General features: G+C 64.4%; 19 protein-coding genes. 1 reads left to right on the forward strand and 18 read right to left on the reverse strand.

From position 1 onward, the window contains the following. Positions 1 to 9: 9 nt before the first annotated feature. The 5 genes from RTQ83_RS02170 to RTQ83_RS02190 all read right to left on the reverse strand — a co-directional run bounded on the left by RTQ83_RS02170 (position 10) and on the right by RTQ83_RS02190 (position 3,658). Positions 10 to 921 carry an ion transporter gene (locus tag RTQ83_RS02170; protein ID WP_312510954.1) on the reverse strand — a complete coding sequence of 304 codons (912 nt, stop codon included), beginning with the start codon at positions 919 to 921 and terminating at the stop codon, positions 10 to 12. A 48-nt stretch (positions 922 to 969) separates the two neighbouring features. Next, a complete protein-coding gene (locus RTQ83_RS02175) occupies positions 970 to 1,524 on the reverse strand; it encodes an NAD(P)H-dependent oxidoreductase (RefSeq protein ID WP_312510955.1) in 555 nt (184 codons plus the stop codon). Positions 1,525 to 1,622: 98 nt separating this feature from the next. Then, complete coding sequence (locus RTQ83_RS02180; protein WP_312510956.1) at positions 1,623 to 1,931, reverse strand: hypothetical protein; 309 nt, start codon at positions 1,929 to 1,931, stop codon at positions 1,623 to 1,625. 1 nt (position 1,932) lies between these two features. Beyond that, complete coding sequence (locus RTQ83_RS02185) at positions 1,933 to 3,189, reverse strand: MFS transporter (protein WP_312510957.1); 1,257 nt, start codon at positions 3,187 to 3,189, stop codon at positions 1,933 to 1,935. 52 nt (positions 3,190 to 3,241) lie between these two features. Continuing rightward, entirely contained in the window at positions 3,242 to 3,658 is a 417-nt protein-coding gene (locus RTQ83_RS02190) for a helix-turn-helix domain-containing protein (RefSeq protein ID WP_312510959.1), read from the reverse strand. Positions 3,659 to 3,798: 140 nt separating this feature from the next. Here RTQ83_RS02190 and RTQ83_RS02195 point away from each other — a divergent pair, with 140 nt between their 5' ends. Next, positions 3,799 to 4,560, forward strand: coding sequence for an SDR family oxidoreductase (locus RTQ83_RS02195; protein WP_312510961.1), 762 nt, complete (start codon positions 3,799 to 3,801; stop codon positions 4,558 to 4,560). A gap of 68 nt (positions 4,561 to 4,628) precedes the next feature. Here the strand turns inward: RTQ83_RS02195 and ispF are convergent, their stop codons facing one another. From ispF to nuoG, 13 genes are all read right to left on the reverse strand, one after another. After that, positions 4,629 to 5,141: a 2-C-methyl-D-erythritol 2,4-cyclodiphosphate synthase gene (gene ispF, locus RTQ83_RS02200; protein ID WP_312510962.1), complete on the reverse strand. Its 513-nt coding sequence runs from the start codon at positions 5,139 to 5,141 to the stop codon at positions 4,629 to 4,631. A gap of 26 nt (positions 5,142 to 5,167) precedes the next feature. Beyond that, complete coding sequence (ispD, locus tag RTQ83_RS02205; RefSeq protein ID WP_312510963.1) at positions 5,168 to 5,884, reverse strand: 2-C-methyl-D-erythritol 4-phosphate cytidylyltransferase; 717 nt, start codon at positions 5,882 to 5,884, stop codon at positions 5,168 to 5,170. Positions 5,885 to 5,928: 44 nt separating this feature from the next. After that, entirely contained in the window at positions 5,929 to 6,636 is a 708-nt protein-coding gene (locus tag RTQ83_RS02210) for a hypothetical protein (protein WP_312510964.1), read from the reverse strand. Beyond that, positions 6,621 to 7,178, reverse strand: a complete 558-nt coding sequence (locus RTQ83_RS02215) for an NUDIX hydrolase (RefSeq protein WP_312511244.1) — start codon at positions 7,176 to 7,178, stop codon at positions 6,621 to 6,623. Before RTQ83_RS02215 ends, RTQ83_RS02210 begins: the two co-directional genes overlap by 16 nt. A 90-nt stretch (positions 7,179 to 7,268) precedes the next feature. After that, complete coding sequence (locus RTQ83_RS02220) at positions 7,269 to 7,604, reverse strand: DUF2818 family protein (protein WP_312510966.1); 336 nt, start codon at positions 7,602 to 7,604, stop codon at positions 7,269 to 7,271. A 13-nt stretch (positions 7,605 to 7,617) separates the two neighbouring features. Continuing rightward, positions 7,618 to 9,123, reverse strand: a complete 1,506-nt coding sequence (gene nuoN, locus RTQ83_RS02225; RefSeq protein WP_312510967.1) for an NADH-quinone oxidoreductase subunit NuoN — start codon at positions 9,121 to 9,123, stop codon at positions 7,618 to 7,620. Between the two features lie 15 nt (positions 9,124 to 9,138). Continuing rightward, positions 9,139 to 10,635: an NADH-quinone oxidoreductase subunit M gene (locus RTQ83_RS02230; protein ID WP_312510969.1), complete on the reverse strand. Its 1,497-nt coding sequence runs from the start codon at positions 10,633 to 10,635 to the stop codon at positions 9,139 to 9,141. Between the two features lie 21 nt (positions 10,636 to 10,656). Continuing rightward, positions 10,657 to 12,771, reverse strand: coding sequence for an NADH-quinone oxidoreductase subunit L (nuoL, locus tag RTQ83_RS02235; protein ID WP_312510971.1), 2,115 nt, complete (start codon positions 12,769 to 12,771; stop codon positions 10,657 to 10,659). 40 nt (positions 12,772 to 12,811) lie between these two features. After that, positions 12,812 to 13,120, reverse strand: coding sequence for an NADH-quinone oxidoreductase subunit NuoK (nuoK, locus tag RTQ83_RS02240; protein ID WP_170203380.1), 309 nt, complete (start codon positions 13,118 to 13,120; stop codon positions 12,812 to 12,814). Further along, positions 13,117 to 13,809 (reverse strand): NADH-quinone oxidoreductase subunit J, encoded by a 693-nt coding sequence (locus RTQ83_RS02245; RefSeq protein WP_312510974.1) that lies wholly within the window; start codon positions 13,807 to 13,809, stop codon positions 13,117 to 13,119. Before RTQ83_RS02245 ends, nuoK begins: the two co-directional genes overlap by 4 nt. 18 nt (positions 13,810 to 13,827) lie before the next feature. Further along, the gene (gene nuoI, locus RTQ83_RS02250) at positions 13,828 to 14,316 is read right to left on the reverse strand and encodes an NADH-quinone oxidoreductase subunit NuoI (protein WP_312510975.1); all 489 of its coding nucleotides are present in this window, start codon (positions 14,314 to 14,316) and stop codon (positions 13,828 to 13,830) included. Between the two features lie 9 nt (positions 14,317 to 14,325). Further along, positions 14,326 to 15,417, reverse strand: a complete 1,092-nt coding sequence (nuoH, locus tag RTQ83_RS02255; RefSeq protein WP_312510976.1) for an NADH-quinone oxidoreductase subunit NuoH — start codon at positions 15,415 to 15,417, stop codon at positions 14,326 to 14,328. Next, entirely contained in the window at positions 15,417 to 17,759 is a 2,343-nt protein-coding gene (gene nuoG / locus RTQ83_RS02260; protein WP_312510977.1) for an NADH-quinone oxidoreductase subunit NuoG, read from the reverse strand. The genes nuoH and nuoG overlap by 1 nt, the downstream gene beginning before the upstream one ends. Between the last annotated feature and the right edge of the window lie 6 nt (positions 17,760 to 17,765).

Here is a 17,765-nt window from a genome sequence, read left to right on the forward strand (position 1 = left end):
AGTAGTCGCCTAGCCCTCCTGCGCGGCGTCGGCCGGCGCCAGCGCCGTGCCGCAATCCTTGCAGAAGTGGGCGCGCGGATCATGGCCGCCGCTGCCGCAGGCCGTGCAGCGGCGCGGCTCGCCGCGCGGGGCCTGGCGCGACAGCTTCTGCGAGGTCATCTCGGCGGTGACGATGCCGGTGGGCACCGCCAGGATGCCCCAGCCGAGCAGCATCATGAACGAGGCGATGCCCTTGCCCAGCGCCGTGTGCGGCGTCATGTCGCCGTAGCCGACGGTGGTGATGGTCACGGTGGCCCAGTACATCGCCATCGGGATGCTGGTGAAGCCGTTCTCAGGACCCTCGATCACGTACATCACCGTGCCCAGGATCAGCACCAGCATCAGCACCACCGACAGGAACACCATGATCTTGCGCCGGCTCGCCACCAGCGCCTGGCCCAGCTTGTGGTATTCCTCGATATACAGCGTGAGCTTGAAGATGCGGAACACGCGCAGCAGGCGCAGGATGCGCACGTCGAGGAACACCTGGCTGCCCGGCAGCAGCAGCGACAGGTAGGTCGGCAGCACCGACACCAGGTCGATCACGCCATAGAAGCTGGTGGCATAGCGCGCCGGGCGCCGGATGCACACCAGGCGCGCGATGTATTCGACCGTGAACAGCAGCGTGAAGGTCCATTCCAGCGCCGTCATCACCGACGCATAGCGGGCGCCGATCTCGGGCACGCTGTCGAGCACCACCACCAGGATGCTGAGCAGGATCAGGCACACCAGGGTGATGTCGAAACGGCGTCCGGCCGGGGTGTCGGTGCCGAAGATGACGTCGAACATGCGCGCGCGCCAGCCGCCGGCCGGGCGGCCCAGCAACGCCGGCAGGTCGCGCGGCGACGTCGGCACGACCTTCGAATCGGTGGAACGAATCATTGCGCGGGCATCCCCGCCATCATGCGCGCAGGCAGTACGGAGTCTGCCTTACGCCGCATGCTGGTCGACCCAGGCGCCATAGGCGGCCATGAACTTCTGGAAGAAGGCGCGCGTCGATTCGTCGGTCAATTGGTGGCCGTCGTACTTGGAGGCGACGCCGCCGATGTAGGCTTCCGGCGCCGGCATGGTCGGCATGTTCAGGAACGGCAGCATCTGGCGCAGGTGGTGGTTGGCGCCGAAGCCGCCCAGCGCGCCCGGCGAGACGCTGACGATGGCGGCCGGCTTGTCGGCGAACACCGCCTTGCCGTAGGGGCGCGAACCGACGTCGATCGCGTTCTTCAGGCAGCCCGGCACCGAGCGGTTGTATTCCGGCGTGCAGAACAGGATGCCGTCGGCCTTGCGGATGGCGTCGCGGAAGGCGGTGAAGGATGCCGGCGGGGGATCGGTCTCATCGTCCTCGTTATACAGCGGCAGGTCGCGGATCTCGACGATCTCGAGCTGCATGCCCGCGGGCGCGACGGCGATCAGGCTGTTGGCGACGCGGCGGGTGAACGAATCCTTGCGCAGGCTGCCGACCAGGACGGCGATCTGTTTGGTAGTCATGATGGTTCCTTGTATGAGGTCGTTGATGGCCGATGATAACCATTTTTGCAAGCTTGCGTTTTTGCTTTCACTGCCGGCTGGCTTGGAGACTGATGCGCTTACAGGCGCAGGCGGCGATAGGCTTGCAGGAAGCGTTTGGCGGCGGCGGCGCTCAGCACCCGGACCGGATCGCCGTGCCAGGCATACAGGAACGGCTCGCCGCCGAGGCGGTCGGTGAGCTTGGCCGACAGCAGGAAGCGCGTGCCGGGCGGATAGACTGCGGGGTCGAGCAGGCGGCGCGAGCATTGCACGCGCATGCCGGTACTGACCGCCTGGCCGCCCATCGGCCGCATGCGCAGGCGCCCGCTGCGCGGATCGATCACGGATTCGACCGCGACATCGCGGTAGGCCCAGGTGTCGCGCGCCATCTCAGCCGCCCGCCGGCGCCATGGCCGGCGCGCGCACGACCGGCTTCTCGCGGATCGGCAGGTTGACCAGGGCCGCGGCCACGGCCAGCGCCATGTCGGCGTACCACATCCAGCTGTAGTCGCCGGTATGCACCACCGCCAGCCCGCCCAGCCAGGCGCCGAAGAAGCCGCCGATCTGGTGCGACAGCAGCGTCAGGCCGAACAGCGTGGCCAGGTAGCGCACGCCGAACAGTTTCCCGACCAGGCCGGCGGTCGGCGGCACCGTGGCCAGCCAGGTGAAGCCGAGCGCACCGGCGGTGAGATAGAAGGTCCAGGCGGTCTTGGGCGCGAGCAGGTACAGGGCGATGATCACGGCGCGGCTGGCGTAGATCCACACCAGCAGCGACTTCATGCGGTAGCGCGAGGCCAGCGCACCGGCGCTCAGGCTGCCCGCGATGTTGAACAGGCCGATCAGCGCCAGCGAGGTGGCCGAGACGCTGGCCGGCAGGCTGCACAGCGCGACTTCGCCCGGCAGGTGGGTGACCAGGAAGGCGATATGGAAACCGCACGTGAAGAAGCCCAGGTGCAGGCAGATGTAGCTGCGGTCGCGCAGCGCCTGGCGCAGTTGCTGGCCGAGGGTGATGGTAGGTGCGGGAGCTGCCGCGCTCGCGATGGCCGCCGGCGCAGGCTGCACCGCGCGCTTGCCACGCAGTGGCCAGGCCAGCGGAATGGTGAGCAAGGTGGTCGCGGCCATGGTCAGCATGGCCCAGATCCAGCCGACGCCGGCGATGATCGCCCCCATCAGCGGCGCGAACACGAACTGGCCGAACGAGCCGCCGGCATTGATGAAGCCGGACGCGAAAGCGCGCCGTTCGGGCGGCAGGCGCTGCGCGGTGGCGCCGATCAGGATCGAGAAACTGCCGGCGCCGGCGCCCGCTGCCGACAGGATGCCCATCGCCAGCAGCAGGCCAATCTGGGAATCGACGAACGGCGTGGCGGCGGTGCCCGCCGCCAGCATGACACCGCCCAGCGCGATCACCCTGGCCGGCCCGTATTTGTCGGCCACCGCGCCGAATACCGGCTGCGCCGCGCCCCACATCAATTGCGCCACCGCCATCACGAAGCTGATGCTGGCCACGCCCAGGCCGGTCGCGGTATTGATCGGCGACAGGAACAGGCCGGTAGTCAGGCGCGCGCCCATCGTGATCATCATGATCGCGCTGGCGGCCAGGATCAGTAGCCAGATGGACCGGTTGTCAGTGGCGGTGGCGTTACTCATCAGGCAATTATAAGACGTTTGCGATGGCGTGACCGATGCCGCGATCGCGGTCCTACAGCGTGTCTTCCCGCCGCGAACGGCGCGCGCGCAACTCCGGCTCATGGCGCTCGGCCCACAGCCACAGGCTGCAGAACGCGGCGCACAGGCTGGTCCCCATCTCGGTCAGCTGGTACTCCACGCGCGGCGGCACTTCCGCGTGCACGGTGCGCAGCACCAGGCCGTCCGCTTCCAGCTGGCGCAGCGTCTTGGTCAGCATGCGCTGGCTGATCGAGCCGACCAGTTCGCCCACGCGGGTGAAGCGCTGCACGCCATGCTGGTGCAGTACTTCCAGCACGCACATCGTCCACTTGTCGGCGACGCGGTCGAGCACGTCCAGCACCAGCACGTCGAGCTCGGGACCCGGCGCGCGCGCAATGCCATCCTGTTGTGGCGGCTCGAATACCACGCGCCGTTTTTCCGCTTTTGCCATAGTCGATCCAATCCTTACCGATGTGTTTGTACAGCACAAAAAAGTGCCTACTTCCTGATTGAGAGTATTGGCGCTAGGCTAGCACGAATCCGACGCGGATCAAGGCCTCGGGTCACTGTTAAACAACCACGAAAGCCCCCATGAAAACCACTGACAACACCATTCTCATCACCGGCGGCGGTTCCGGCATCGGCCGCGCGCTGGCCGAAGCCTTCCACACACGCGGCAACCGGGTCATCATCGCCGGCCGGCGCCAGGCTGCGCTGGATGAAGTCTCCGCAGCCCATCCCGGCATGGCGACGGCCGTGCTGGACGTCACGGATGCGCAGGACATCGACCGCTTCGTTCGCCGGATCGAGCGCGAGCATCCGGCCCTGAACGTGGTCATCAACAATGCCGGCATCATGCGCGCCGAAGACTGGACCGCGCGAACCGTGGACACGGCGACGGCGCAGGCGACCATCGCGACCAACCTGCTGGCGCCGATCCTCCTGAGCGCGGGCCTGCTGCCCCAGCTGCGCAAGCAGGCGCGGTCGGCCGTGATCAACGTCTCGTCCGGCCTGGCCTTCCTGCCGCTGGCCATCACGCCGACCTACAGCGCGACCAAGGCCGCGATCCATTCGTTCAGCGAATCGCTGCGGCATCAATTGAGGAATACGAATGTCGAGGTGATCGAGATCGCCCCGCCTTATGTGCAGACCGAACTGATGGGCGCGCAGCAGGCCAGCGATCCGCACGCCATGCCGCTGGGCGACTTCATCGACGAGGTGATGCGGATTCTGGAAACCGTGCCGGAGGCGGTCGAGGTACTGGTGCAGCGCGTGCACCGGCAGCGCTTCGCGGCGGAACAGGGACAGGCCGGCTACCGCGAGCTGTTCGCCCAGGTCAACGGCGCGCGCTGACCGGCAGCTGACCGGCGAGATGCGGCATCGCCGGCGGACGCAGGCTGCCGGCGATGCCGCCGGTGTTCTTACTCGGCGGCGCGGATCAGCAGCGCGGTGGCGTGCGCCGCCATGCCCTCTTCGCGGCCCAGATAGCCCAGCTTCTCGTTGGTCTTGGCCTTGATGTTGACCTGCTGCGGCGACACACCCAAGTCTTCGGCGATGCGCGACACCATCTGCGGGATGTGCGGCGCCATCTTCGGCTGCTGGGCGATGATGGTGGCGTCGATGTTGCCGATGGTGTAACCCGAGTTCAGCACGCGGTGCGCGACTTCGCGCAGCAGCGTACGCGAATCGGCGCCGGCGAACATCGGGTCGGTGTCCGGGAAGTGCTTGCCGATGTCGCCCAGCGCGGCCGCGCCCAGCAGCGAATCGATGATCGCGTGCAGCAGCACATCGGCGTCCGAGTGGCCGAGCAGGCCGAGGCGGTGCGGGATGGTGACGCCGCCGACGATCAGCTTACGGCCTTCGACCAGGCGGTGGTTGTCGTAGCCGGTGCCGATGCGAAACGGTGGGGTGGGATTGTAGGATGCGAGTGCCATGGTGTGGTTCGGTTGTGGTTATCGTTTCAAGGCCGGGCGGCCGCGGCCAGGTACATCTCGGCGATGCGGATGTCGGACGGCAGCGTGACCTTCAGGTTGCGGGGATGTCCTTCGACTAACTTGGGGGCCAGGCCGAGGGCTTCAACCGCACTGGCGTCATCGGTAATCGCGGCAGGATCGGTGGCGGCATCGAGCGCGCGACCAAGCAATTGATAGCGGAACATTTGCGGCGTTTGCGCCAGCCACAGGCCGTCGCGCGGGACGGTGCTCACCTCATCCTGCGCACTGCGCTTGACGGTGTCGACCACCGGCAGCGCCAGCAGGCCGCCGACCGGATGCGCGCCGGTCTCATTGATCAGGCGTTCGATCAACTGCGCATCCAGTCCTGGACGGGCGGCGTCGTGCACCAGCACCCAGTCGTTCAGATCGATCGTGCCGTGCAGCGCACGCAAGCCGTTGCGGATCGATTCCATGCGGGTGGCGCCGCCACAGCGCAGCACGGTCACGCGCACACCCTCTTCTTTCGCATCGAGCAGCACGCCATCGATAAAGGGATCGTCGGCACTGACCACTACGTAGGTGTGGGCGATCAATGGGCTGGAGAGAAACGCATCGACGGTGTGTCGCAGCATCGGCTTGGCGCCGATGCGCAGGTATTGCTTGGGGCTGGCGGCAGCCATGCGCGCACCGACCCCGGCGGCCGGGATCAAGGCAAGGTAACGCGGACTGCAACTCGCAGCCATGTCTTGAGGTGAAGTGTTCTGGTGTTCGGTCATTCAGTGACGTATCAGTTGCGGCGCTTAGGCTGAAGCAAAGACTGTACCTCACCTCCGCACACCTTGCCCAGTCGCGCGTACTCCTGCGGCGTGTCGATCGCGGCCTGCAGCACCTCGACCCTTGCCATTTCACGCTTGATATAGGGCATCCAGCTGCGGTCGATCTCGCGCTGCAGCGACGCCTGGGCCTGGCCGATCGGCGCATACAGCGGCTTGCCGGCGAAGCGCTTGGCGAGCGCAGCGCGCACCCGCGCTTCAGCCTGCGGCAGAAAGTCCTGGTAGGTCTTGAGGTGCCGCATCTCGTGCGCCATCACCTCGCGGTACGCGCAGGTCCCGGGCGGGAATTCGCGGCTGACATAGACCACGATCGGCAGGTAGGTCAGCGAGACGTCGATGCGCGGCGTGATGCATTCGTAGCCGCTGGTGCGGTCCTGCAGCATTCGGCCGCCGGCCTTGATGTCGATCCGGGCGTCGGTATGGGTCAGGCCCAGCACCCATTCGTTGGCGCGGGCCTGGCCTTTCAGGCGCGTCAGGTCATAGAAGGAACGGGTGGTGTCGACCCGGTAGCCCTGCTGCTGGGCCGACAGCACCGAGATCGACTGGCCGATGGTGTCTTCGCACTTTGTTTGGAACGGCGTGCGCTGTTGCGCGGCGGCCGGCCAGGCTGCGCCCAGGAGGCCGGCAGCCAGCACGGCGATCCTGATCAGGCGGGCGTCCACGTCCCGGACAGGATCTTCTCGAGCCAGAAGGCGCCGATGATGGTCTTGACGTCGGTGATCTCGCCGCGGCGCACCATCTCCAGCAGCTCGGGCACGGTGACGGTGAACAGTTCCAGGAACTCGCCGTCGTCGAGCTTCTGTTCGCCGGCGACCAGGTCTTCGGCCAGGAACAGTTCCAGGTGCTCGTCCGAATAGGCGATCGCGTTGTGGATGGTGCAGACGAAGCGCCAGCGGCCGGCCGTGTAGCCGGTTTCTTCTTTCAGCTCGCGCTTGGCGCAGGCCAGGTGCTCCTCGCCCGGATCGATCTTCCCGGCCGGGAATTCGATGAAGACTTGCGAGTTCGGATAGCGAAACTGGCGCTCGAGCAGCACGCGGCCGTCGGGTAGCAGCGGCAGGATGACAACGGCGCCGGGGTGGCGGAAAAATTCGCGGTGGCTGATCTTGCCGTCAGGGAGCGCAATGCGGTCGCGTTCGACCTTCAGGAAGTGGCCATCGTAAACGACGCCGCCGTCGAGGCGGGTTTCTTTGAGTTCCGACACTATGTGCTCCAGGCAGAGTTGAACGGGTTGGTGGGCGAGCGTGGTGTGGACGCGTTGGCGGCTCCGCCGCCGACGCGTTCAACGCCCCAATGCTCAGCCGCGCCGCTTGCGCAAATAGCGCAGCACAAACCCCGGAAACGCCAGCACCAGGAACAGACACCCGGTTACCGCATAGAACTCCCAGGTCTGCACATACACCGAACCGATACGCGATTCGAGCAGCCGCGCGACGAAGCCGACGAGGAAGTATAAGACAATCAGTTCGAGCAGGCGCAACGGGAAGCGCTTGGTGCGCTCCCCTGCCCCCGATGCTGCTCCCTTGCCGGCCGGCAGGGGAAACAGACCGAGAATCCGCTCACTGAAGAAAGGAAGGTTGGCCGCGGCCGCCGCGAGGGCGACCACCAGCCAGGCAGCGATGGAATTGTCCAAACTCAGTTGCCACTCAGTTTGCCAGGGTTGCCTGCATCGTGGCGTAGCAGATCGCCAGCAGACCACCCGGGATGATGCCCAGCACCACGATCGCGACGCCATTGAGCGACATGATGACGCGCATGTCGGTCGGGGTCGAGATGGCGCTTGCATCGACTGCCTCGTCGAACCAGATGGTCTTGACGATACGCAGGTAGTAGAACGCGCCGATCAGCGAGAACATCACGGCCACGACCGCCAGCCACACCATGCCTGCGTTGGCGACGGCCTGCAGCACGGCGTACTTGGCGATGAAGCCGACCATCGGCGGCACGCCGGCCAGCGAGAACATCAGGATGGTGGCGACGATCGCGAACCATGGGCTGCGCTTGCCGAGACCCTTGAAGTCGCTGATCAGCTCGGCTTCATGGCCGGCGCGCGCCAGCATCATGATCAGGCCGAAGGTGCCGACGGTGGTGATCACGTACACGATGGTGTAGTACATCGCGGCGCTGTAGGCGGCGGCAGCGTTGGTGGTGTCGCCATCGACATTACCCACGACCATGGCCAGCAGCACGAAGCCCATCTGGGCGATGGTCGAGTAGGCCAGCATGCGCTTGATGTTGGTCTGGGCGATCGCGGTGATGTTGCCGAAGGCCAGCGACAGCACGGCCAGCACCATCATCATCTGTTGCCAGTCGAAAGCCATCGACGGCAGGCCTTCGGCCAGCACGCGGATGACCATGGCGAACGTCGCGATCTTCGGCGCGCCACCCAGCAGCAAGGTGACGGCGGTCGGGGCGCCCTGCACCACGTCCGGTACCCACATGTGGAACGGCACCACGCCCAGCTTGAAGGCCAGACCCGCGACCACGAACACCAGGCCGAACACCAGGATGGTGCGGTTGGCGCCTTCTGCGGTCGCAGCGGCGTTGATGGCGTTGATGTCCAGGGTGCCGGTGGCGCCATAGATCATCGAGATGCCGTACAGCAGGAAGCCGGAAGCCAGTGCGCCCAGGATGAAGTACTTCATCGCCGCTTCGGTCGAGACCGCGTGGTCGCGGCGCAGGGCCACGAGTGCGTACAGCGACAGCGACATCAGTTCCAGACCCAGGTACAGCGACAGCATGCTGTTACCCGAGATCATGATCATCTGGCCCAGCATCGAGAACAGCGCGAGCACGTAGAACTCGCCGCCCAGGTTGCCCGACATCATGCCGCGCTCGCCGGCGTACTGGCGCGAGTAGACGATGGTCATGGCGGTGGCCAGGTAGGTGAACAGCTTGAGCAGGTTCGACATCGGGTCCGACACGTACATGTGGTTGAACGTGTAGACCGTGCTGCCGGCGCTGAAGTCGACGAACGAGAACGCGGCGCAGCCGCCGATGGCCAGCAGCGACAGGCCATAGGTCAGGTTGCGCTTGCCCTCTTTCAGGAACATGTCGATCAGCAGGATCGCGGAGGCCGCGATCAGCAGGAAGATTTCGGCGTACACCGGCACCAGATTGGTATCGGTGGCCGCGAGCAATGTGGAGTTCATTTCATTCATGGCAGTTTATTGAGGCACTTTGCTGACTGCGACGTGTTGCAGGAGGTCGGTGACCGACACCTGCAGCGTTTCGGCGATCGGCGCCGGGTACAGGCCCATCAGCAGCGTGGCGATCGCCAGCACCGACAGGATCGCGAACTCGCGGCCGTTCAGGTCGGTCAGTTCGGCGACGTGCTTGTTGGCGACCGGTCCGAAGATGACGCGCTTGACCATCCACAGCGAGTAGGCGGCGCCCAGGATCAGCGCGGTGCCCGACGCCACGCCGGTCCAGAAGTTGAACTCGACGGCGCCCAGGATGACCATGAATTCGCCGATGAAGCCCGAGGTCGCCGGCAGGCCGGCATTGGCCATCGAGAACAGCACGGCAAAGGCGGCGAACTTCGGCATGGTGTTGACCACGCCGCCGTAGGCGGCGATTTCACGCGAGTGAACGCGGTCGTACAGCACGCCGATACACAGGAACATCGCGCCCGACACGAAGCCGTGCGAGATCGACTGCATCAGGCCGCCCTGCACGCCCAGGTCGTTGAACATGAAGAAGCCCAGGGTAACAAAACCCATGTGCGCGATCGACGAATAGGCGACCAGTTTCTTCATGTCCTTCTGGACCAGGGCCACCAGGCCGATGTAGATGACGGCAATCAAGGAAAGCACGATGACCACCGGGGCGAGGTACTGGCTGGCGTCCGGTGCGATCGGCAGCGAGAAACGCAGGAAGCCGTAGGCACCCAGCTTCAGCATGATCGCGGCCAGCACCACCGAACCGCCGGTCGGCGCTTCCACGTGGGCATCCGGCAGCCAGGTGTGCACCGGCCACATCGGCACCTTGACGGCGAAGGCCATGAAGAAGGCGATGAAGATCAGGATCTGCTCTTTCATCGTCAGCGGCAGGCGGTGCCAGTCCAGGATGTTGAACGAACCCGACTGGTTGTACAGGTAGACGATCGCGACCAGGGTCAGCAGCGAGCCGAAGAAGGTGTACAGGAAGAACTTGAATGCCGCGTACACACGGTTCGGGCCGCCGAACACGCCGATGATGATGAACATCGGGATCAGGGTGGCTTCGAAGAAGAAGTAGAACAGCAGGCCGTCGAGGGCGACGAACACGCCGATCATCAGGCCCGACAGGATGAGGAACGAGCCCATGTACTGGGCCACGCGCTCTTCGATCACCTGCCACGCCGCCGCCACCACGATGATGGTGATGAAAGCGGTCAGCGGCACGAACCACAGCGACAGACCGTCCACGCCGAGGCGGTAGAAGATGTTGAAGCGTTCGATCCAGGCTGCCTGTTCAAAGAACTGCATGCCGTGGGCGGCGTTGTCGAAATTCGTGATCAGCGGGATGGTCGGCAGCAGGCTGACGACCGCGCCGACCAGCGACAGGATGCGGACCATGCCGGCGTTCTTGTCGCGGCCGATAGCCAGGACCAGCACGCCGAACAGGATCGGGAGCCAGATCGCCAGGCTCAGGTACGGTGGAAATGTAGATAACTGCGTCATTTTTTTTGTCTCTGCCTCTGATTAACCGCGCCAGAACGGGAAGAAGTACAGCATGGCGGCCAGCACGCCGGCGATCATCACGAACGCGTAGTGGTAGATGTAGCCGGTCTGCGCGGTCTTGGTGACGCGCGAGAACCATTCCACCACCTTGGCGCTGCCGTTGACGACCAGGCCGTCGATCAGGCCGCGGTCGCCCACGTTCCACAGGCCCTTGCCGACGCCGAGTGCGCCGCCGGCAAAGACTTTCTGGTTGAACGCATCCATGTAGTACTTGTTGTCCAGCAGGGTGTGCAGCGGCTTGAGCTTGGCGTAGAACCAGGCCGGCACGCGCGGGTTGACCATGTAGCAGTAGTACGCAGCAACCACGCCTGCCAGTGCCAGCCAGAACGGTGCGGTCTGCAGGCCGTGCAGCGCCATGGCGCCGGCGCCGTGGAACATCTCGCCCAGTTCGGCCATCGCCGGGTGGCTCGGGTTGACGGTAATGACGCCGTCGAAGAAGTTACCGTGCAGCATAGGACCGATGGCCAGGAAACCGACGATGACCGACGGGATCGCCAGCAGCACCAGCGGCAGGGTCACGACCCATGGCGACTCGTGCGGCTTCTGGCCCGGAGCCAGACCATGGTGGTGATGGTCGTCGTGCGCGTCTTCTTCATGGTGCGCATCCGAATCGTGCTTGGCGTGCGGATCCGAGTGATCGTGAGCAGCAGCGGCCGGAGCATGGTGCGCATCGTGATGGTCGTGTGCATGCGCCTTGCCAAAGCGCTCTTCACCGTGGAACACCAGGAAGTACATGCGGAACGAGTAGAACGCCGTGACGAACACGCCGGCCAGCACTGCGAAGTTGGCGAAGCCCGAACCCGGCAGGTTACTTGCGTGCACCGCCTCGATGATCGAATCCTTCGAGTAGAAGCCCGAGAACAACGGCGTACCGATCAGGGCCAGCGAACCGATCAAGGACGTGATCCAGGTGATCGGCATGTACTTGCGCAGGCCGCCCATGTTGCGCATGTCCTGGTCATGGTGCATGCCGATGATGACCGAACCGGCGCCCAGGAACAGCAGTGCCTTGAAGAACGCGTGGGTCATCAGGTGGAACGCTGCCACCGAGTAGGCCGAGACGCCCAGCGCCACGGTCATGTAGCCCAGCTGCGACAGGGTCGAGTAAGCGACGACGCGCTTGATGTCGTTCTGGATGATGCCCAGGAAGCCCATGAACAGCGCGGTGATCGAACCGATGACGATGATGAAGGAGAGCGCGCCATCCGACAGCTCGAACAGCGGCGACATGCGCGACACCATGAAGATGCCGGCGGTAACCATGGTCGCGGCGTGGATCAGTGCCGAGATCGGGGTCGGGCCTTCCATCGAGTCCGGCAGCCAGACGTGCAGCGGGAACTGCGCCGACTTGCCCATCGCGCCGATGAACAGGCAGATGCAGGCGGCGGTCAGCAGTGGCCAGTCGGTACCCGGCACAAACATGGTCGAGAGCTTGTCGGCTTGCGCGAACACGTCGGTGTACTGCATCGAACCGGATGCGGCCAGCAGCAGGCCGATACCCAGGATGAAGCCGAAGTCGCCGACGCGGTTGACCAGGAACGCCTTCATGTTGGCGAAGATCGCGGTCGGACGGGTGTACCAGAAGCCGATCAGCAGGTACGAGACCAGGCCCACCGCTTCCCAGCCGAAGAACAGCTGCAGGAAGTTGTTGGACATGACCAGCATCAGCATCGCGAACGTGAACAGCGAGATGTACGAGAAGAAGCGGTTGTAGCCGTCGTCTTCCGCCATGTAGCCGATCGTGTAGATGTGCACCATCAGCGACACCGAGGTGACAACGCACATCATCATCGCGGTCAGGGTGTCGATCTGGAAGCCGACCGCCATTTTCAGCGTGCCGATCGTCATCCAGGTGTAGATGTCTTGATTCAGCTTGAAGCCGTCCAGGGTGGCCATCAGGGTCATGACCGAGATGACCAGGGCGATCGCCACGCCCAGGATGGTCGCCGTATGCGACACCTTGCGGCCGACCACGTTGCCCAGGAACTTGGTGCCCAGCAGGCCGGCGATCGCCGAGCCCGCCAGCGGCGCCAGCGGCACCGCCAGTAAGAGTGAGGTTGAAATTTGCCCCGCCATTGTTGAACCTTATTCGTTATAAGTTATCGAGCGAGACCAATCAGCCTTTGAGGCTGTCGAGGTCTTCCACGTTGATCGTGTCCAGGTTACGGAACAGGACCACCAGGATCGCCAGGCCGATTGCCGATTCGGCGGCGGCGACGGTCAGGATGAAGAACACGAAGATCTGCCCCGCCGCGTCGCCCAGGTAATGGGAGAACGCGACGAAGTTCAGGTTCACCGCCAGCAGCATCAGTTCGATGGCCATCAGCAGGATGATGATGTTCTTCCGGTTCAGGAAGATGCCGACCACCGAGATCGCGAACAGGATCGCGCCGAGGATCAGGTAGTGTGCGAGCGATACGGTCATTTCTGCTCCTTCGGTTCTGCTGCCGGTGCTGCTGCGGCCGAGGCTGCTGCCGCCGCTGCAGCTGCCTTCTCGACGTTCGCTGCGTCGATGGCGCGCTGGTTGACCGTTTCGACCTTGACGATCTTCAGGCGGTCGTTACGCTTGACACGAACCGCGAGGCCCGGGTCGATGGCTTTGCTGTCCTTGCGCTTGCGCAGGGTCAGGGCGACGGCGGCGATGATCGCCACCAGCAGCACCACGGCGGCGATCTCGAAGCCGTAGATGTACTTGGTATAGATCTGCAGGCCCAGTTCCTTGGTGCCGCCGATGTTCAGCGCGGCCGCTTCCGGCGTCTGCGCGAAGTTGGCGTAGCCGTTCCACAGCACGGCGCCCATCTCGACCACGATCAGGATGCCGATACCGGCGGCCAGCGGCAGGTAGCCCCAGAAGCCTTCGCGCATGCGGTCGATATTAATGTCGAGCATCATGACGACGAACAGGAACAGCACCATGACGGCGCCGACATACACCAGCACCAGCACGATGGCGAGGAATTCGGCCTTCAGCAGCAGCCAGATACCGGCGGCGTTGAAGAAGGCCAGCACCAGGAACAGCGCGGCGTGGACCGGGTTCTTGGCGGTGATGACGCGCAGGCTGGCCAGCACCATCACGGCCGCGAACACGTAGAACAAAATGTTTGTGAAAGTCATTTCCCGAGCCTGTAGTTATTAGCGGTACTTCGCATCCGCCTCGCGGGCGGCGGCGATGTCGGCTTCGTAGCGGTCGCCCACGGCGAGCAGCATCTCTTTGGTGTAGTAGAGATCGCCGCGTTTTTCACCGTGGTATTCCAGCACGTGGGTTTCGACGATCGAGTCGACCGGGCACGATTCTTCGCAGAAGCCGCAGAAGATGCACTTGGTCAGATCGATGTCGTAGCGCGTGGTACGGCGGGTGCCGTCGTCGCGCTGCGCCGATTCGATCGTGATCGCCATCGCCGGGCACACCGCTTCGCACAGCTTGCAGGCGATGCAGCGCTCTTCCCCGTTGGGGTAGCGGCGCAGCGCGTGCAGGCCGCGGAAGCGGTTCGACATCGGCGTCTTTTCTTCCGGGTATTGCACCGTGATCTTGCGCGACAGCGCATATTTCCCGGTCAGGGCCAGGCCCTTGAACAGCTCGGTCAGCATCAGGCTGCCGAGGATATCTTTCATTCGTGACATGTCTCTTCCTTACTTCCAGATATTCCACGGCGTCTGCATCCAGACGGCGATCAGCACCAGCCAGATCAGGGTCAGCGGGATGAACACTTTCCAGCCCAGGCGCATGATCTGGTCATAGCGGTAGCGCGGGAACGTGCCGCGGATCCAGATGAACAGCGAGACGATGCAGAAGGTTTTCAGGAACAGCCAGAAGAAGCCGATGAAGCCGCCGATCGTGCCGCCCACTTCCAGGAACGAGAACGGTGCCGACCAGCCGCCCAGGAACAGCAGCGAGGCGATGCACGCGATCAGGATCATGTTGCCGTACTCGGCCAGCATGAACATTGCGTACGACATGCCCGAGTACTCGACCATGTGACCGGCCACGATCTCGGATTCGCCTTCGACGACGTCGAACGGGTGGCGGTTGCACTCGGCCAGGCCGGAGATGATGTAGATGATGAACAGCGGCAGCAGCGGCAGCCAGTTCCACGACATGAAGTTCACGCCCCAGTCGGCGAACATGCCGATCTGCTGGGCGCCGACGATCGCCGAGAAGTTCAGGCTGCCAGACACCATCAGCACCACGACCAGCACGAAGCCCATCGGGATTTCGTACGAGATCATCTGCGCCGAGGCACGCATCGCGCCCATGAACGAGTACTTCGAGTTGGACGCCCAGCCGGCGATGATGATGCCGTAGACTTCCATCGAAGTGATCGCCAGCAGCAGCAGCACGCCGGCATTCACGTCGGCCAGCGCGAACTGCGGGCCGAACGGGATCACCGACCAGGCGGCCAGCGCCGGCATGATGGTCATGACCGGACCGATCACGAACAGGCTGCGGTTGGCTTTCGCCGGGATCACGATTTCCTTGATCAGGAGCTTCAGGCCGTCGGCCATCGGCTGTAGCAGGCCGCCGGGACCGACGCGGTTCGGACCGACGCGGATCTGGATCCAGCCGATCAGCTTGCGCTCCCACAGGGTGAGGTAAGCGATGAAGATCATCAGCGGTGCCAGCACCGCGACCACCTTCAGGACGGTCCAGGCCAGCGGCCAGACCGGGCCCAGCAGGTCAGCCCCGCCGGCGGTGAAACTATCGATAAGACCGGGCGTTGCCATTACTTGCCCTCCCCTGCTTTTTCAACTTGGATGGAACCGAACATCGCGCCCAGCGTGGCCACGGCCGGGTGGCCGGCAGCGACGCGCACCGCGTTCGACGGCAGGTGCGGATCGACATTCGCGACCAGGATCGCCGAGCCGGAGCCCTGCGTGACCTTGACGCTGTCGCCGCTCACGACGCCGATCTGTTCGGCGACCGCTTTCGACAGCGTGACCAGCGGCGCATTGGCGTCGGCGGTGCGCTGCAGCGGCTCGGAACGGCGCGCCAGGGCGTCGGTGAAGTACACCGGCACGTCGGTCACGCGCTCGAGCTGGCCGGCCGGGGCATAGCTGCCGACGGTCGGGGCCAGTTGCGCCACGTTGTTCAGTTTGCTCGAGAGGTCGGTATTGCCCTTGCCGAAGGCTTCGTCGCGGATCGATTCCGACGTCTCGTAGTCGAAGCCTTGCAGGCCCAGCAGGTTGCCCAGCACGCGTAGCACTTTCCAGGCCGGACGCGCGTCGCCCAGCGGACGCACGGTGCCGTTGAAGCTCTGTGCGCGGCCTTCGCAATTCACGAAAGTGCCGGCGGTTTCCGAGAACGGCGCGATCGGCAGCAGCACGTCGGCGTAGTCCATGCCGTGCTTGAAGGCCGACATCGCCACCACCATTTCGGCTTGCGCCAGTGCAGCGGTCGCCTGCTGCGGGTTGGCCGCATCCAGTTCCGGTTCCGCGTTGAGCAGCACGTAGGCTTTCTTCGGCGAAGCGAACAGGGATTCCTTCTTGCCCGAGGTCGCGCCCACCAGGTGGCCGCCGACGCTGTTCGCCGCTTCCACCAGGTAGCCGAACTTGCAGCCGGTCTGTTCTGCGATCCATTGCGCCGCGGCGTGGATCTGCGAGGCTTGCGGGTGTTGCGCGGCGGCGTTACCGAGCAGCACGGCGCCCGGCAGGTCGACGTCGCCGACCACCACCAGCGAGGCGGCGATCGAGGTCGCGACGGCGCTGGCTTCGATGTTTTCGAAACCGGCCGGGACGGCGATGCTCTTGGCGGCGGCCACGGCCACCACGATTTCCGACAGCGCCACCAGCCAGTCGGCCGGCGCAGCGATCAGCTTGTGGGCGATCGGCATCAGCAGTTCGTCGTCGCTCGCGGCGAGCAGCGACAGGCGCGCGCCGGCCTTGGTGGCGCCGCGCAGGCGGGTCGCGACCAGCGGGTGATCCTTGCGCAGGAACGAGCCGATGACGAAGGCACGCTTGAGCTTGCTGATGTCGGCGATCGGCATGCCGAGCCAAGGGGTAACGCTACCATCCAGCGCGAAATCGCTCTGGCGCAGGCGGAAGTCGACGTTCTCTGAACCGAAGCCGCGGAAGGCCTTGTTCAGCAGGTACAGTTCTTCCACGGTCGAGTGGGCGGTGGCGACGGCCGCCAGGCTGTCGGCGCCATGTTCGTGGCGGATATTGCGCAGGCCGTGGGCGACGTACTCGAGGGCGGTCGACCACTCGGTCTCGATCCACTTGTTGTCCTGCTTGATCATCGGCTTGGTCAAGCGGTCGGCATTGTCCAGCGCTTCGTACGAGAAACGCTCTTTATCCGACAGCCAGCACTCGTTGACCGCTTCGTTTTCGAGCGGCAGCACGCGCATGACTTTGCCGCCCTTGACCTGGACGATCAGGTTCGCGCCCAGCGAATCGTGCGGCGAGACCGACTTGCGGCGCTGCAGTTCCCACGGACGTGCGGAATAACGGAAAGGCTTGCTGGTCAGCGCGCCGACCGGGCACAGGTCGATCATGTTGCCCGACACTTCCGAGTCGACGGTCTTGCCGACGAAGGTTGTGATTTCGGAGTGTTCGCCACGGCCCAGCATGCCGAATTCCATGACGCCGGCCACTTCCTGGCCGAAACGCACGCAACGGGTGCACTGGATGCAACGCGACATCTCTTCCATCGAGATCAGCGGACCCGCTTCTTTCGGGGCCACCACGCGCTTTTCTTCTTCGTAGCGCGAGCCGCTCTTGCCGTAGCCGACCGCCAGATCCTGCAGCTGGCATTCGCCGCCCTGGTCGCAGATCGGGCAATCCAGCGGGTGGTTAATCAGCAGGAATTCCATCACGGATTTCTGCGCCTGCACCGCCTTGTCGCTGTGGCTGCGCACGATCATGCCCGGCGAGACCGGGGTGGCACACGCCGGCAGCGGCTTCGGTGCTTTTTCCACTTCGACCAGGCACATGCGGCAGTTCGCGGCGATCGACAATTTCTTGTGATAGCAGAAGTGCGGAATGTACGTGCCGAGCTTGTTTGCGGCGTCCATCACCATGGAACCCGGTGGGACTTCGACTTTCTTGCCGTCTAATTCGATTTCAACCATTTCGAT

Source organism: Massilia sp., assembly GCF_031995545.1.
Lineage (GTDB): Bacteria > Pseudomonadota > Gammaproteobacteria > Burkholderiales > Burkholderiaceae_D > Telluria.

What these genes read in the sequence shown, in the direction of transcription:
- RTQ83_RS02170 (WP_312510954.1), bottom strand. Translation starts at nt 921, where the DNA reads ATGATTCGTTCCACCGATTCGAAGGTCGTGCCGACGTCGCCGCGCGAC.
- RTQ83_RS02175 (WP_312510955.1), bottom strand. Translation starts at nt 1,524, where the DNA reads ATGACTACCAAACAGATCGCCGTCCTGGTCGGCAGCCTGCGCAAGGAT.
- RTQ83_RS02180 (WP_312510956.1), bottom strand. Translation starts at nt 1,931, where the DNA reads ATGGCGCGCGACACCTGGGCCTACCGCGATGTCGCGGTCGAATCCGTG.
- RTQ83_RS02185 (WP_312510957.1), bottom strand. Translation starts at nt 3,189, where the DNA reads ATGAGTAACGCCACCGCCACTGACAACCGGTCCATCTGGCTACTGATC.
- RTQ83_RS02190 (WP_312510959.1), bottom strand. Translation starts at nt 3,658, where the DNA reads ATGGCAAAAGCGGAAAAACGGCGCGTGGTATTCGAGCCGCCACAACAG.
- RTQ83_RS02195 (WP_312510961.1), top strand. Translation starts at nt 3,799, where the DNA reads ATGAAAACCACTGACAACACCATTCTCATCACCGGCGGCGGTTCCGGC.
- ispF (WP_312510962.1), bottom strand. Translation starts at nt 5,141, where the DNA reads ATGGCACTCGCATCCTACAATCCCACCCCACCGTTTCGCATCGGCACC.
- ispD (WP_312510963.1), bottom strand. Translation starts at nt 5,884, where the DNA reads ATGGCTGCGAGTTGCAGTCCGCGTTACCTTGCCTTGATCCCGGCCGCC.
- nuoN (WP_312510967.1), bottom strand. Translation starts at nt 9,123, where the DNA reads ATGAACTCCACATTGCTCGCGGCCACCGATACCAATCTGGTGCCGGTG.
- RTQ83_RS02230 (WP_312510969.1), bottom strand. Translation starts at nt 10,635, where the DNA reads ATGACGCAGTTATCTACATTTCCACCGTACCTGAGCCTGGCGATCTGG.
- nuoL (WP_312510971.1), bottom strand. Translation starts at nt 12,771, where the DNA reads ATGGCGGGGCAAATTTCAACCTCACTCTTACTGGCGGTGCCGCTGGCG.
- nuoK (WP_170203380.1), bottom strand. Translation starts at nt 13,120, where the DNA reads ATGACCGTATCGCTCGCACACTACCTGATCCTCGGCGCGATCCTGTTC.
- RTQ83_RS02245 (WP_312510974.1), bottom strand. Translation starts at nt 13,809, where the DNA reads ATGACTTTCACAAACATTTTGTTCTACGTGTTCGCGGCCGTGATGGTG.
- nuoI (WP_312510975.1), bottom strand. Translation starts at nt 14,316, where the DNA reads ATGTCACGAATGAAAGATATCCTCGGCAGCCTGATGCTGACCGAGCTG.
- nuoH (WP_312510976.1), bottom strand. Translation starts at nt 15,417, where the DNA reads ATGGCAACGCCCGGTCTTATCGATAGTTTCACCGCCGGCGGGGCTGAC.
- nuoG (WP_312510977.1), bottom strand. Translation starts at nt 17,759, where the DNA reads ATGGTTGAAATCGAATTAGACGGCAAGAAAGTCGAAGTCCCACCGGGT.